Here is a 13,258-nt window from a genome sequence, read left to right as displayed (position 1 = left end):
TTGCACGCACGGTGACGACCACACGGCCATCACTCGCTCCAAACCAGAACCCAGTTTTATCGAGTTTCCCCAAACCTATGATCGAATTTGACGTAGCTCAGCAGCGACTGGCCCAGGCAGGGCAAGTCCCCACCCAAACCGAAACCTGCGACTTGTCGCAAGCTTTGGGACGCATTCTGGCCCAGGATATTCAAGCGCAATTGGACATGCCGCCCGCCGACAATAGCGCCATGGACGGCTATGCTCTGCGCCTGGCTGACATTGCCGACGGCAAGGTACTGCCCATTCAGCAGCGCTGCTATGCCGGCGATATTCCTGAAACGCTGAAAGAGAACATGGCGATCCGTATCTTTACCGGCAGCATGTTGCCACCCGGGGCGGATACCGTGGTTATTCAGGAAAACTGCCAGGAAGACGAAGCAGGTGTGCGCATTCTGGAAATGCCCGAGGCTGGTGTGAACATCCGCCGCCGAGGCGAGGACATGCGCATTGGTGAAGTGCTGATCACCACAGGCACCAAGCTGACGGCGGCCCATATTGCCCAACTGGCTGCGCAAGGCCACGCTCAGCTGCAGGTCTACCCGCTGCTGACCGTCGGTATTCTGACCACCGGCGACGAGCTGACCCCTGCCGGCCAGCCTTTGAAAGCCGGCCAGATCTACAACTCCAACGCCCCCATGCTGCGTGCACAACTGCAAGCGCTAGGGGTTGAAACAGTCCACGCGGTTCATGCCAAGGACACGCTGGAAGCCATTCAGGACGCCCTGAAAGAGCTGCTGCAACGCTGCGACCTAGTGCTGACCGTAGGCGGTGTCTCGGTCGGTGAAAAAGACTTTGTGAAACCTGCCATCGAAGGCATAGGCGGCCAGCTGGATCTGTGGAAAGTGCGCATGAAACCCGGCAAGCCGCTGGCGCTGGCCTACATTGCCGACAAGCCTCTGGTCTGCCTGCCCGGCAATCCGGTATCTTCTTACGCCGTGTTTTCCTTGATGGTTTCGCCGCTGATTCGTCGTCTGCAAGGTCGCCAACACGTGCTGCCGACCACACGTTACGGCGTCCTGCAAGGTGAACGCCACTTTGAAGGTGACCGCGAAGAATTCATCCGCGTACAAGTAGACAACGACGAGCAAGGCCGCCTGTTGGTGCGCCCCTTCGACAATCAGGGTTCGGGCGTCATCAGCTCCTTGCCTTGGGCACAAGCGCTGGCACGTATCCCTGCTGACTCTCATATCGCCCCCGGCGATGTGGTGCGTCTGTACGAATACAGCCAGTGGCAGGCATAAGCTCGGACGCTTATTCACGCTTTGGCCTTGCCATACAAAAACCGCCCTGATCAGGGCGGTTTTTTTTTTGTGTTGTTTGTTTTGGTTTGGAGCTATTTAAAGGTACTTCACGTAAAGACAGCCTACTGCTCAGGAGGGCCGCATAACGGAACGCTCACGCACGAACAGCCAACCCCGCCTCTGTTTTCCTCTGCTCATCAATACTTGCCCAGCAAAGCCACTGCAACAGACTTACCAGCTTTGCGCCTGATCCAGATCCTGCGGCGTGTTGATATTGAAAAAAGCATGTTCAGGCGCATCGCGGAAATCCACTTCCACCGCACCTATGCTCTCCAGCCAGCTCATGACACGGCGCTCGCCGCTAAGCAGATAGTCTTTCAGGCCCGCAGCCTGATCGGTGCGCAGTAACAGGCATAAAGGGTGGCTACGCTCTGCCTGCGCGTAGGCAGCCACAGCGCCCTGCTCCTCAACGGCCTTGATCAAACGCTTGCCCAGATCCACTGGCACAAAAGGCAAATCCACCGGGCAGGACAAGGCCCACGGCGTACTGATCTGATCCAGCACACTGGCCAAACCGGCCAGCGGACCCAGATAGCCCTCCAGCTCCAAGACATCAGGAACCACACGTCCCCAATGGACATACTGCTCGGGATTGCGATTGGCACTGATCAGGATAGTCCCCACCTGCGGACGCAGGCGACGTACCAGATGCTGCACCAAAGGCTGACCCTGCAAGAGCAGCAAGCCTTTATCGATCTGGCCCGACAAATCAAAACGGCGGGCTCGTCCGCCCGCCAGCACAATACCGCTGATGTCCTGTGTGCTTATCATCCGCCGATATAACTCATTTCGATACGGTCACGACTCGTGGTTTGCTCACCCCGAATCTCGGAATATCGGTCCTGCCGTCCCGTCCAGACGCCGTGCATATAGGCAGCTAACTGTTCGTCGGACGCACCCGAGCGCAATTGCGCCCGCACATCATAACCCTGGGAAGCAAACAGGCACAGAAACAGGCGTCCTTCGGGCGAAAGACGCATGCGCGAACAGTCTCCACAGAAGGGTTGAGTGACGCTGGTGATCACGCCAACTTCGCCCGTCCCATCCTTGAAGCGCCAGCGGCTGGCGACTTCGCCACGGTATTGGGCGGCCACTGGCTCCAACTCGAAACGGGACTGGATACGTTCCACAATCTCCGCACCGCTGAGCACTTCTTGCAGATTCCAGCCATTGCTGGTGCCCACGTCCATATATTCAATAAAACGCAGAATCTGGCCCGAGCCTTTGAAGTGCTCCACCATGGGCAAGATCTGATCATCGTTCAGCCCTTTGCGCACCACCATATTGACCTTTACCGGGCTCAAACCCACGGCCTGTGCCTTGGCAATGCCATCCAGTACGGTGGAGACTGACACGCCGCTATCACTCAATTGAGTAAAACGGGCATCGTCCAAGGCGTCCAAGCTGACGGTGACACGATTCAGCCCCGCGTCTTTCAAGGCCTGAGCCTTGCGACCCAGCAAGGTGCCATTGGTGGTCAAAGTCAGCTCCACCGCATCACCTTCCGGTGTACGCAGCTTGGCCAACATGGCAATCAGCACTTCAATATTTCGACGCAATAGCGGTTCGCCACCCGTCAGGCGCAGCTTGCGCACGCCCAGAGCAACGGCCTGCCGTGCTACGCGCTCAATCTCTTCAAAACTGAGCAGGGAAGAATGAGGCAGGAACTCGTAGTCCGTGCCAAAGACTTCCCGCGGCATACAGTAGGTACAGCGGAAATTGCACTTGTCAGTCAGGGAAATGCGCAGGTCACGAAATGGGCGGTGACGCTTGTCCAAAGGTTGCCCTGACACAGCGGCAATCCGCACGGTCGGGCGGCGTGCAAGCTCTGCAGCACCCGCTTGCGCCCCCTGCTCGATGCCGGACGGCATAACTCCCGCTCCAGCAGGCTGCGGGTCACTCGGCTCCAAGGGCCGGGCCTCGGAACCTGGGGGAGCTGCTTCTTGATATGGCCTGTACTGAACCTGGTCTACAGACACCGGTTCACGTTTTGGCCCATGCTCATCGCTCATGGTGTTCTCTTTTTCAAGGACAGGGTTCGTCCCCGTCTCATGGTGTGTGTTTTCGTCATGCAATGGGGTCTAACGCCAGAGCATGTCGGCAGCCTGCCCGAATGCCTGTTCCAGCGTCATGATCTGTCCCAAACCCCGTGGGTCGTAACCCACCAGACCTTCCATGAATTGACTATACGCGGAACCGCCAATCACGTTCATCAGTTCCTGCATAGGAGCCTTATCCAGCGCTTCTTGCTCGACCGCAATGAAATAACGCTCCTGGGCCAGGGGAATGAACTCCAGCCCGCATCGACTGGCCGCTGTTTCCACACCCAGGCCGGTATCGGCCATGCCACTGGCAACGTGAGCCGCCACCGCCATATGTGTCAATTCTGTTGTTTCAAAGCCCAGCACCGCATTCGTGTTTACCCCTAACTGCCCCAGCAGCAAGGTCGCAAGAAAGCGGGTACTGGACCCCATCTGACGGTTCACAAAGCGCACATCGGGCCGCAACAAGTCGGCCATGCCGGTGATGTTCTTGGGATTGCCCTTCTCCACAAACAAGCCGGTCCGGCGAGTGGAAAGGAAAATCAGCCTGTGACGCGCCGGAGACAGCCACTGCCCATAACGGCGCATGGCAGCCACCTCGAACTCACCCACCGGAACCTGGAAACCGGCCAGATCGCAATCCCCGCGCTCCAGCGAAGCCAGCGCTTCAATGGCTGTGCGGTAGCGCAGCTCCAGCGGCAGACCATCGTGCTCATTGGCAAAACGCATCAGGCCTTCAATCGCAAATCCGTGACTGGCCTGAAAGCGCAAACGGTCCAGAGGCTGCGCATACAAGCGGCCCAGCTCCTCTTCCAGCTCGGAAGCCATGCTCTCCAGGGTCGGCGTCAGACGCGCATCCAGTCGCCGATTCGCCCACAGCAAACGCTGGGCGAACTCGGTCAGCTTGGTACCTTTGCGCCGGGAGGTTTCCAGCAAGGCCGCATCAAACTGTTTTTCGGCATTACGCAACAAGCCCCAGGCATGTCTGTAGGAAAACTGGCATTCCTTGCTGGCTCCCGCCAAGTGCCCCAGTCGCTCGATGGCACCCAACAAACGCAACACATCCCCCATGGGGAGGTCCACGCCATCTGCATTTTCCAGAATCCATTCAGAGCGCAGCCGGGCTTTGAATTTCTGTTTGGTCATGTGTTTTTGAAGACCTGTGTGTTTTCGTATTTATGTTCTGTGCTGCATGTACCAAACATTATATATGCGAAATATTGCTTATTGAAGTTATGGACTTAAGTGGTTAGATTACAAGGGAAAACACTGTCAAATAATATGCACGGCTGTGCATAAAAAATATGGAGGCGCAGGCACCCTATTCGGGCACCGCGCACACAGGACATGCAAACAACCCCTCATCACCAGGAGCAGGACCTGTCCGGTCTGACTCCTGAAGAGGTCGCCTTGCAGGCCGTGCAGGAGCACGCCGGCCAGAAAGGTAACCTGTTGCCTATTTTGCACACGATTCAGGACCGGATTGCCTGTATTCCCGAGTCCGTGGTGCCGGTGCTGGCCGAGCAGCTGGCGCTGTCCCGTGCGGAAATCCATGGCGTTATCTCTTTTTACGCCCATTTCCGCACCCAGCCCCACGCGACTCATACCCTGGAAATCTGCCGGGCTGAAGCCTGTCAGGCGCGGGGCGGACTGGAGCTGACGGCTCATGCCCGTCGCCGTCTGAACTGCGACTTCCATGAAAACAGCGACGACGGCCAGTACACACTGGAGCCCGTCTACTGTCTGGGTCTGTGCGCCCAATCCCCCGCTGTCATGCTGGACGGCGTACCCCATGCACGCGTCACCCCCGAAAAACTGGATGCCCTGCTAAGCAGCCAGGAGGCCCAGTCATGAGCACCATTACCGTTTACGTTCCGCGCGACACCGCAGCGGTCGCCATGGGCGCCCATGAGATTGCCCAGCAACTGGCGGCCCAGGCTCAGGAGCGCGGTCTGGATGTGCAGATTGTGCGCAATGGCTCGCGTGGTTTGCTATGGCTGGAGCCCATGGTGGAAGTGCAAACAGCTGAAGGCCGTGTCGCTTACGGCCCTGTCCAGACTGAAGATCTGCCCGGTCTGTTCGACGCTGGTTTTCTGCAAGGCGGTGCACATAAGTTGTGCCACGGTCTGACGGACGCCATCCCTTACCTGAAGAATCAGGAACGCCTGACTTTTGCCCGTGTGGGGATTATTGATCCGGTCAGCGTGGCCGATTACCAATCCTGTGGTGGCTTCGAAGGTTTGCGCAAGGCGCTGAGCATGGAACCGGCCGCCATTGTGAAAGAAGTGACCGACTCCGGCCTGCGTGGCCGTGGCGGTGCGGCTTTCCCGACCGGCATCAAATGGAACACGGTACTGAACACCCCGGCACAGCAGAAATACATTGTCTGTAATGCCGACGAAGGCGACTCGGGCACCTTCTCTGACCGCATGCTGATGGAAGGCGATCCACTGTGCCTGGTTGAAGGCATGGCAATTGCCGGGCTGGCTGTAGGTGCGACCTATGGCTACATCTACGTGCGTTCCGAATACCCGCTGGCTGTACAAGCGTTGAACGAAGCCATTGTGGCGGCGCGCGCCGCAGGCTGGCTAGGCAAGAGCATTCAAGGCAGCGGCTACGAGTTCGATCTGGAAGTACGCAAAGCAGCCGGCGCCTACATCTGTGGCGAAGAAACCGCCCTGCTCGACAGTCTGGAAGGCAAGCGCGGCATGGTGCGTGTGAAACCGCCTCTGCCCGCCATCAAAGGCCTGTTTGGTCAGCCTACAGTCATCAATAACGTGGTGTCCCTGGCTTCCGTGCCGGTGATTCTGGCCAAGGGCGGTGCTTACTACCAGAACTACGGCATGGGTCGCTCGCGTGGCACACTGGCATTCCAGTTGACCGGCAATCTGCAAAACGGCGGCCTGGTAGAAAAAGCCTTTGGCGTCACCCTGCGCGAATTGCTGTACGACTACGGTGGCGGTAGCGCCAGCGGTCGTCCCTTGCGTGCAGTGCAAGTCGGTGGCCCCTTGGGCGCCTATCTGCCCGAGCACCATTGGGATGTCCCGCTGGACTATGAGGCCTACATGAAGATCAATGCCATGGTCGGTCACGGCGGTCTGGTGGCCTTTGACGACACAGTAGACATGGCCCACATGGCGCAGTACGCCATGGAATTCTGTGCCATCGAATCCTGTGGCAAATGCACACCCTGTCGCATCGGCTCTACGCGTGGCGTAGAGACCATCCAGAAGATCCGTCGCCGCGAAGACATGGACAACCATGTCGAGCTGTTGCGCGACCTGTGCGACACCATGTTCTCCGGGTCCTTGTGCGCCTTGGGCGGCATGACCCCTTATCCCGTCCTGTCCGCGCTGGAACACTTCCCCCAGGATTTTGGACTGGCCCCGCAAACCGAGCAGGACCTGGCCAAGGTCTAAGACGGAGATCACCATGAAAGAAACAGTCGCCGTACGCGAACGTGACCTGGGCACCCCAGCCTCGACCCAGACCGAGATGGTCAACCTGACCATCGATGGCAAATTGATTGAAGTGCCCGTCGGCACTTCCGTGATGCACGCAGCCGCCTTGGCCGGCATCAATATTCCCAAGCTGTGCGCCACCGATTCGCTGGAGGCCTTTGGCTCCTGCCGTCTGTGCCTGGTGGACATTGAAGGCCGTCGCGGCCACCCTGCTTCCTGCACCACCCTGGTGGAAGAAGGCATGGTCGTCCAAACCGAAAACGACACCCTGCACAAGCTGCGCCGCAACGTGATGGAGCTGTACATCTCCGATCACCCGCTGGACTGCCTGACCTGTCCTGCCAACGGCAATTGCGAACTGCAAGACATGGCCGGTGTGGTGGGCCTGCGCAGCGTGCGCTATGGCTTTGATGGTGCCAACCACCTGGACGATACTACCGATAATTCCAACCCTTACTTTGCCTACGACTCCAGCAAATGCATTGTCTGCAATCGCTGCGTGCGCGCCTGTGAGGAAGTTCAGGGCACCTTTGCACTAACCATCGACAAGCGTGGTTTTGAATCGCGCGTCACCGCCGGTCAGAACGATGGCTTCCTGGGCAGCGATTGCGTGTCCTGTGGCGCTTGCGTTCAAGCCTGCCCGACCTCTTCCCTGATGGAGAAATCCGTCATCGATCTGGGGCAACCCGAGCACGCCGTCATCACTACTTGCGCCTATTGCGGTGTAGGTTGCGGCTTCAAGGCCGAAATGAAGGGCGACAAGGTCATTCGCATGACACCCTGGAAAGACGGCAAGGCCAACCGTGGCCACGCCTGCGTGAAAGGTCGTTTCGCCTGGGGTTACGCCACGCACCAGGACCGTATCCTGAGTCCCATGATACGCAAGAGCATTACGGACCCCTGGCAGGAAGTGTCGTGGGACGAGGCCATCAATTACGCCGCCTCCGAGTTCCGTCGCATTCAGGATCAGCACGGTCGTGACGCTGTGGGCGGTATCACTTCCTCGCGTTGCACCAACGAAGAAACCTATCTGGTGCAAAAACTGGTTCGTGCCGCCTTTGGTACCAATAACGTGGACACCTGCGCCCGCGTGTGTCACTCCCCGACCGGCTACGGCCTGAAGATGACCCTGGGTGAGTCCGCCGGTACGCAAACCTTTGACTCGGTGATGCACACCGACGTGGTGATCGTGATGGGTGCCAACCCCAGCGCCGCTCACCCCGTGTTTGCATCGCGCCTGAAACGTCGCCTGCGCCAAGGTGCCCGCCTGATCGTGATCGACCCGCGCCAGACCGAACTGGTCAGCTCGCCGCACATCCAGGCCGACTACCACCTGCCCCTGCGTCCAGGCACCAACACCGCCATACTGACCGCCATGGCCCACGTTATCGTCACTGAAAATCTGGTGAACGAGGCCTATGTGGCCGAGCGCTGCGATACCGCTGCCTTCAATGAATGGCGTAGCTTTGTCAGCCAGCCCCAGAACTCGCCAGAAGCCATGGCCGAGATCTGCGGTGTATCCGCCGACGACATCCGTGGCGCAGCCCGTCTGTACGCTACCGGCGGCAACGGTTCGATTTACTACGGTCTGGGTGTGACAGAACACAGCCAGGGCTCCACCACCGTAATGGCCATTGCCAACCTGGCCATGGCCACCGGCAACGTAGGCCGCGAAGGTGTGGGTGTGAACCCGCTGCGTGGTCAGAACAACGTGCAAGGCTCCTGCGATATGGGCTCTTTCCCGCACGAGTTCCCCGGCTACCGTCACGTCTCCGACACCAGCGTACGTCAGCAGTTTGAACAGGCCTGGGGCGTGTCCCTGCAATCTGAACCCGGTCTGCGCATTCCCAATATGTTTGATGCCGCCTTGAGTGGCAGCTTCAAGGGACTGTACTGCCAGGGTGAAGACATTGTTCAGTCCGACCCGAACACCCAACACGTAGCTGCTGCCATGGCCGCCATGGAGTGTGTGGTGGTGCAGGATCTGTTCCTGAACGAAACCGCCAAGTACGCCCATGTGTTCCTGCCCGGTTCGTCCTTCCTGGAAAAAGACGGCACCTTCACCAACGCCGAGCGCCGCATTTCGCGCGTACGCAAAGTGATGGAGCCCAAGGCGGGCATGGCCGACTGGGAAGTCACCTGCGCCCTGGCCCGTGCTTTGGGCTACCCCATGAACTACGAGCATCCCGGCCAGATCATGGACGAGATCGCCCGTCTGACACCGACCTTTGCTGGCGTGTCTTACGATCGCATCCAGGAACTGGGTGGCAGCGTGCAATGGCCTTGCAACGAACAGGCACCTGAAGGCACCCCCACCATGCACATCGACGAGTTCGTGCGTGGCAAGGGCCGCTTCATGCTGACTCAGTACGTACCCACCGAAGAGCGCAGCAGCCGCAAGTTCCCCTTGCTGCTGACCACCGGCCGTATCCTGTCGCAATACAACGTGGGCGCACAAACCCGCCGTACCGACAACGTGGCCTGGCATGCAGAGGACTTGCTGGAAATTCACCCGGTGGATGCCGAAGATCGCGGCATTCGCAGTGGCGACAAAGTCTCGGTCAAGAGCCGTGCGGGAGAGACCGCCCTGCGCGCGACGGTGACCGAACGAGTGCAGCCAGGGGTGGTCTATACTACTTTCCACTTTCCCGAGTCGGGCGCCAACGTGGTCACCACCAACAACTCGGACTGGGCAACCAACTGCCCCGAGTACAAGGTGACGGCCGTGCAAATTCAGCGCGTGACCTCCGAGTCGGCCTGGCAAAATCGCTGGAACCGTTTCCACGATATTCAGCAGCGTCTCCTGCAAGGCGAGACCGTCCCGGCCGAGGATTTGGCCCAGGCGGATCACAGCCATTCGCATGAGCATGCCGAGGCCGTCGCGAAAGTATGATGCGTCCCAACAGGCCCTAAGGAGTTGCCCACGTGAGCCAGGCAGATTTTCGTGATGCTAGCGCCCCTGCCACCGTATGGCGGCAGGCGCGTACCCCAGCTGAAACACAAGCTGACACCCTGCCCCAAGAGGATCAGGATGCGCTGGCGCGCGAACAAGCCGTGGCTCTGGAGTTCAATGGCATCAGCCATAGTGCCTTGTTGTGCAGCCCCAGTGATCTGGAAGATCTGGCCTACGGATTCTCCATGACCGAGGGCATTATTCGTACCGCTGACGATATACGCGGCGTGGATGTGCTGGAAGGCGAGCGCGGCAGCCTGCTGCAAATCGAGATTGCCAGTGCCTGCCAGCATCAACTCAAGGCGCGTCGCCGTCAGCTGGCTGGCCGTACAGGCTGTGGCCTGTGTGGTCTGGAAAGTCTGGACGAGGTACGCCGACAGCTACCCCGTCTGGACGCTCCCGAGCACCGCCCCGATGCTGCCGCCATCTTCCAGGCCCTGGATGCCTTGCGCTCCAGCCAACCCTTGCATCGTCTGACGGGCGCTACCCATGCGGCGGCCTGGTGCAATCTGCAAGGTGATATCCTGGCCGTGCGCGAGGATGTAGGTCGCCATAATGCGCTGGACAAGCTGCTGGGCCACATGCTGCGCAACGATATTGATCCCCGCTCTGGCATGGTGCTGATCTCCAGCCGTGCCAGCTTCGAGATGGTCCAGAAGGCCGCTGCCATGGGCATCAACTTTGTGGTGGCCGTATCCGCCCCCACCGCCTATGCCGTGCAGATTGCCGATGAACTGGGTGTCATGCTGGCCGCCTTTGCCCGTGACCGCAGCTTCACGCTGTACAGCCATCCCCACTATCTGAATTCTGCCGAGTCACGCTCGGCCACATCACCATGAACATTGTTCCTTTGATTCCCATGGCCAACCAGATCGGTCAGTTCTTTGAAATCCTGAGCAATCGGGAGCAAGGACTGCGCGAGATTGCGGAACATATCCAGAAATTCTGGGACCCGCGCATGCGCCGCTCCCTGCTGGATTTTGTGGAACAAAATCCCAGCGGTAAAAGCGAAGATGGCGAGCTGCTGCCTATTGTTTTGCAGGCAGTCGTGACCCATAAACAGCAGCTGGAGCCACGCAGCCAATAAGACGTGCCGCAGACACAGAAAAGCCCGCCTAGGCGGGCTTTTTCTTTGGGCTGAAAACGATTAATCGCTTTCTTTGACGCGGTACACCAGCACGGTATTCTTGGCCATATTCAGCACCTTGATGGTCACGCTACCCAGCAACAGGCGGGAAAGACCACTGCGGCCGTGGCTACCGATAAAGATCAGGTCGCAGCCTTCCTGCTCAGCGACCTGCACAATCCCATCGGCCACATTGAAATTCGATACGGATCTACCAGTGGCCTTGACGCCAGCGGTCTCGGCACGGTCCAGAATCTGCTGCAAGTACTTCTGCGACTGTTCCTTGGCAGTCTTGTCGTAGTCCTCGTCGGTGATGGCGTAGGCAGCAGCCATACCATCAAAACCAACGGTGGCAGCAAATGGCTGCGTCACGTGCAAAGCCAGAACCTCGGCACCAATTTGGCGGGCAAAGGTCACGCCTTTGTTGGCTGCTTGGGAGGAGAGCTCGGAACCGTCAGTTGGAATCAGAATTTTCTTGAACATGGCATAACCCCTTTGAATGGAGACAGATAGCTTACCGCTGCATACCGACACAGGACAAGCTAGTACAGACCTGAACCTTGAGCCAGGTCAGGATTCGTTCAATGCGCGGAACAATACGGCACAGCGAGTACCCGTGCGGCAGTAGGCCAAAGTCGGGCCTGGCAAGGCTTCAAGCAATTGACCAAAACGAGCAACATCAGCAGAAGTAATAGCGCTACCCACTACTGGCTGATATTCCACCTGCAAGCCTGCCGCCTGGGCGGCCTTCATCACGTCTGCCGACAAGGGCTGGTCGGGACCGCCTTCCATATCGGGACGGTTGATGATGACACTTTTAAAACCGGCATCGGCCACGGCTTGCATGTCCTCTCCCGATAATTGAGGGGCGACGGCCAATTGCTCGGTCAAAAACTGGTGCGGGAAGGACATAGAAACTCCTGAAATCGGGATAAACTAAATCAGTTCAAAGGAAAAATAGTATGTTCCCCCCCGATAGTACGCAAGTCCCTTTCTCTGCCTCCCTGCCGCAAGGCAATCACGCCAGTGCCTTGCTGATACGTCAGGCCACGTTGGACGATATGGCAGCGGTGCAAAACATCTATGCTTATCACGTACTGCACAGCACGGCGACCTTTGAACAACGCCCACCGGACGAACAGGAAATGCGTGCCCGCTTCACGCAAGTGCGCGAGCAGAATTTGCCCTGGCTGGTCGCAGAGCTGGACGGGCAGATCGTGGGCTATGCCTACGCAGGAACATATCGCTCCCGCCCGGCCTATCGCTTCACGATAGAAGACTCCATCTATCTGGCTCAAGGTCAGATTGGCAAAGGTCTGGGCAAAGCCTTGCTGGAACAATTGCTGCTGGAGTGTGAGAAAGGCCCGTGGCGGCAAATGGTGGCCATCATCTCCGGCCATGACAGCCGGGGCTCGATTGCCCTGCACCGTTCGCTGGGCTTTGCCCATGTAGGTACTCAGCCAGCCGTGGGCTATAAGTTCCAGCAGTGGATTGATGTGGTCATCATGCAGCGCAGTCTGGGTGACGGCAGCCAAAGCCAGCCAGCCCAGACGCCCTGATCTTCCTTCTCAGGCAATGCGCAGGCTGTATTGATCCAGCCATTGCTGCATCTCATCGCCAGCCAGCACCTCGTACTCTGCCTGACGTTGCAAGCCCACAGGATCGTCCTGCACGCTGCTCAAGGAGGGATGGCACATCATGCTGTCCCCGTGCTGCATCACCGCCAGCCAGGCTTTGACCAAGGCGCTGTAACGCTCCTTGCCACCCTGAAAGTCGTACACGCCGGTGAAGCCGGTATTCAAGGTGACGCCTTTGGCTCTGGCCAGGCGCAGCAAATCCTTGGAACCCAGCCCGGCAATAATCTGCGCCTTGAATCTGTCTTTAAACGCGAAACTCGTAGCCAGACGCTGGGCGCCGGTATAACGCAGCCAAGGCATGGAAGCGGCATAACGGCGCTCCATTTCTGCCAGCAAGGCCTCGCGTATCATGGGTAGCTGATGCACGTGCTGATGCCCGTCGATATAGTCCGGGCCCTGCCCCATCACCTCCTCAAAACGATCCAGCTGGCGAGCCACGCTATCCTTGACCTTCTGGGCATCCAGACGATGCAGCAGGCTGCGGATAATCACCTGCTTGAGCGGCATGGCATACACGCCCGCTTGGGAAGCAAACTCGGTAAAATTCAGGTGCAAACCTTTTTGCAGCGTGCTCTGGTGCAGTGCTGGTGCATTTTGCACAAAGCTGTCCCCATCGACCAGGCAGGATGTTCCTGTCAGGCGCCGGGCCTGGGCCAATTTCAGTATGGCCTCGTCCACGGCGGGGGCCATGCCAAA

Annotated in this window: 13 protein-coding genes; 7 read left to right on the top strand and 6 right to left on the bottom strand. The window is 58.6% G+C overall.

Annotated features, from left to right (window positions below; genetic code table 11):
• Positions 1-77 precede the first annotated feature (77 nt).
• Complete coding sequence (locus tag ACU6HM_RS09065; protein WP_446763695.1) at positions 78-1,283, top strand: molybdopterin molybdotransferase MoeA; 1,206 nt, start codon at positions 78-80, stop codon at positions 1,281-1,283.
• Positions 1,284-1,514: 231 nt separating this feature from the next.
• Here ACU6HM_RS09065 and mobA read toward each other — a convergent pair whose 3' ends face one another.
• The 3 genes from mobA to ACU6HM_RS09050 all read right to left on the bottom strand — a co-directional run bounded on the left by mobA (position 1,515) and on the right by ACU6HM_RS09050 (position 4,531).
• Positions 1,515-2,114 carry a molybdenum cofactor guanylyltransferase MobA gene (mobA, locus tag ACU6HM_RS09060; RefSeq protein WP_268380865.1) on the bottom strand — a complete coding sequence of 200 codons (600 nt, stop codon included), beginning with the start codon at positions 2,112-2,114 and terminating at the stop codon, positions 1,515-1,517.
• Positions 2,111-3,214, bottom strand: a complete 1,104-nt coding sequence (moaA, locus tag ACU6HM_RS09055) for a GTP 3',8-cyclase MoaA (RefSeq protein WP_446763694.1) — start codon at positions 3,212-3,214, stop codon at positions 2,111-2,113. The genes mobA and moaA overlap by 4 nt, the downstream gene beginning before the upstream one ends.
• A 210-nt stretch (positions 3,215-3,424) precedes the next feature.
• Positions 3,425-4,531, bottom strand: a complete 1,107-nt coding sequence (locus ACU6HM_RS09050; protein ID WP_022983231.1) for a helix-turn-helix transcriptional regulator — start codon at positions 4,529-4,531, stop codon at positions 3,425-3,427.
• A gap of 201 nt (positions 4,532-4,732) precedes the next feature.
• Between ACU6HM_RS09050 and ACU6HM_RS09045 the strand changes: the two genes are divergently transcribed.
• Genes ACU6HM_RS09045 through ACU6HM_RS09025 form a run of 5 tightly spaced genes read left to right on the top strand, consistent with a single transcriptional unit; the run spans position 4,733 to position 10,886 of the window.
• Positions 4,733-5,239 carry a formate dehydrogenase subunit gamma gene (locus ACU6HM_RS09045; protein WP_042483136.1) on the top strand — a complete coding sequence of 169 codons (507 nt, stop codon included), beginning with the start codon at positions 4,733-4,735 and terminating at the stop codon, positions 5,237-5,239.
• Positions 5,236-6,804: a formate dehydrogenase beta subunit gene (locus tag ACU6HM_RS09040; RefSeq protein WP_336973288.1), complete on the top strand. Its 1,569-nt coding sequence runs from the start codon at positions 5,236-5,238 to the stop codon at positions 6,802-6,804. The genes ACU6HM_RS09045 and ACU6HM_RS09040 overlap by 4 nt, the downstream gene beginning before the upstream one ends.
• A gap of 13 nt (positions 6,805-6,817) precedes the next feature.
• The gene (gene fdhF / locus ACU6HM_RS09035) at positions 6,818-9,739 is read left to right on the top strand and encodes a formate dehydrogenase subunit alpha (protein ID WP_324577100.1); all 2,922 of its coding nucleotides are present in this window, start codon (positions 6,818-6,820) and stop codon (positions 9,737-9,739) included.
• A 32-nt stretch (positions 9,740-9,771) separates the two neighbouring features.
• Positions 9,772-10,638: a formate dehydrogenase accessory sulfurtransferase FdhD gene (gene fdhD, locus ACU6HM_RS09030; protein WP_022983232.1), complete on the top strand. Its 867-nt coding sequence runs from the start codon at positions 9,772-9,774 to the stop codon at positions 10,636-10,638.
• On the top strand, positions 10,635-10,886 hold the full coding sequence (locus ACU6HM_RS09025) for a formate dehydrogenase subunit delta (protein ID WP_009463888.1): 252 nt from the start codon (positions 10,635-10,637) through the stop codon (positions 10,884-10,886). Before fdhD ends, ACU6HM_RS09025 begins: the two co-directional genes overlap by 4 nt.
• 60 nt (positions 10,887-10,946) lie before the next feature.
• Here the strand turns inward: ACU6HM_RS09025 and ACU6HM_RS09020 are convergent, their stop codons facing one another.
• Both ACU6HM_RS09020 and ACU6HM_RS09015 read right to left on the bottom strand, forming a co-directional pair.
• Positions 10,947-11,408, bottom strand: coding sequence for a universal stress protein (locus ACU6HM_RS09020; protein ID WP_009463889.1), 462 nt, complete (start codon positions 11,406-11,408; stop codon positions 10,947-10,949).
• A gap of 87 nt (positions 11,409-11,495) precedes the next feature.
• Complete coding sequence (locus ACU6HM_RS09015) at positions 11,496-11,837, bottom strand: TIGR01244 family sulfur transferase (protein ID WP_009463890.1); 342 nt, start codon at positions 11,835-11,837, stop codon at positions 11,496-11,498.
• 50 nt (positions 11,838-11,887) lie between these two features.
• On the opposite strand from ACU6HM_RS09015, the gene ACU6HM_RS09010 reads away from it, so the two are divergent.
• The gene (locus tag ACU6HM_RS09010) at positions 11,888-12,484 is read left to right on the top strand and encodes a GNAT family N-acetyltransferase (RefSeq protein WP_022983233.1); all 597 of its coding nucleotides are present in this window, start codon (positions 11,888-11,890) and stop codon (positions 12,482-12,484) included.
• A gap of 9 nt (positions 12,485-12,493) precedes the next feature.
• Here the strand turns inward: ACU6HM_RS09010 and ACU6HM_RS09005 are convergent, their stop codons facing one another.
• Positions 12,494-13,252, bottom strand: coding sequence for a ChbG/HpnK family deacetylase (locus ACU6HM_RS09005; protein ID WP_250756719.1), 759 nt, complete (start codon positions 13,250-13,252; stop codon positions 12,494-12,496).
• Between the last annotated feature and the right edge of the window lie 6 nt (positions 13,253-13,258).

The organism is Alcaligenes sp. RM2 (genome assembly GCF_052931795.1).
The sequence above is the reverse complement of the archived record's forward strand: the minus strand, read 5'-3'. Positions and strand labels throughout refer to the sequence as shown.

What these genes read in the sequence shown, in the direction of transcription:
- ACU6HM_RS09015 (WP_009463890.1), bottom strand. Translation starts at nt 11,837, where the DNA reads ATGTCCTTCCCGCACCAGTTTTTGACCGAGCAATTGGCCGTCGCCCCT.
- ACU6HM_RS09020 (WP_009463889.1), bottom strand. Translation starts at nt 11,408, where the DNA reads ATGTTCAAGAAAATTCTGATTCCAACTGACGGTTCCGAGCTCTCCTCC.
- ACU6HM_RS09045 (WP_042483136.1), top strand. Translation starts at nt 4,733, where the DNA reads ATGCAAACAACCCCTCATCACCAGGAGCAGGACCTGTCCGGTCTGACT.
- ACU6HM_RS09005 (WP_250756719.1), bottom strand. Translation starts at nt 13,252, where the DNA reads ATGGCCCCCGCCGTGGACGAGGCCATACTGAAATTGGCCCAGGCCCGG.
- ACU6HM_RS09065 (WP_446763695.1), top strand. Translation starts at nt 78, where the DNA reads ATGATCGAATTTGACGTAGCTCAGCAGCGACTGGCCCAGGCAGGGCAA.
- ACU6HM_RS09050 (WP_022983231.1), bottom strand. Translation starts at nt 4,531, where the DNA reads ATGACCAAACAGAAATTCAAAGCCCGGCTGCGCTCTGAATGGATTCTG.
- mobA (WP_268380865.1), bottom strand. Translation starts at nt 2,114, where the DNA reads ATGATAAGCACACAGGACATCAGCGGTATTGTGCTGGCGGGCGGACGA.
- fdhF (WP_324577100.1), top strand. Translation starts at nt 6,818, where the DNA reads ATGAAAGAAACAGTCGCCGTACGCGAACGTGACCTGGGCACCCCAGCC.
- ACU6HM_RS09025 (WP_009463888.1), top strand. Translation starts at nt 10,635, where the DNA reads ATGAACATTGTTCCTTTGATTCCCATGGCCAACCAGATCGGTCAGTTC.
- ACU6HM_RS09040 (WP_336973288.1), top strand. Translation starts at nt 5,236, where the DNA reads ATGAGCACCATTACCGTTTACGTTCCGCGCGACACCGCAGCGGTCGCC.
- moaA (WP_446763694.1), bottom strand. Translation starts at nt 3,214, where the DNA reads ATGCCGTCCGGCATCGAGCAGGGGGCGCAAGCGGGTGCTGCAGAGCTT.
- ACU6HM_RS09010 (WP_022983233.1), top strand. Translation starts at nt 11,888, where the DNA reads ATGTTCCCCCCCGATAGTACGCAAGTCCCTTTCTCTGCCTCCCTGCCG.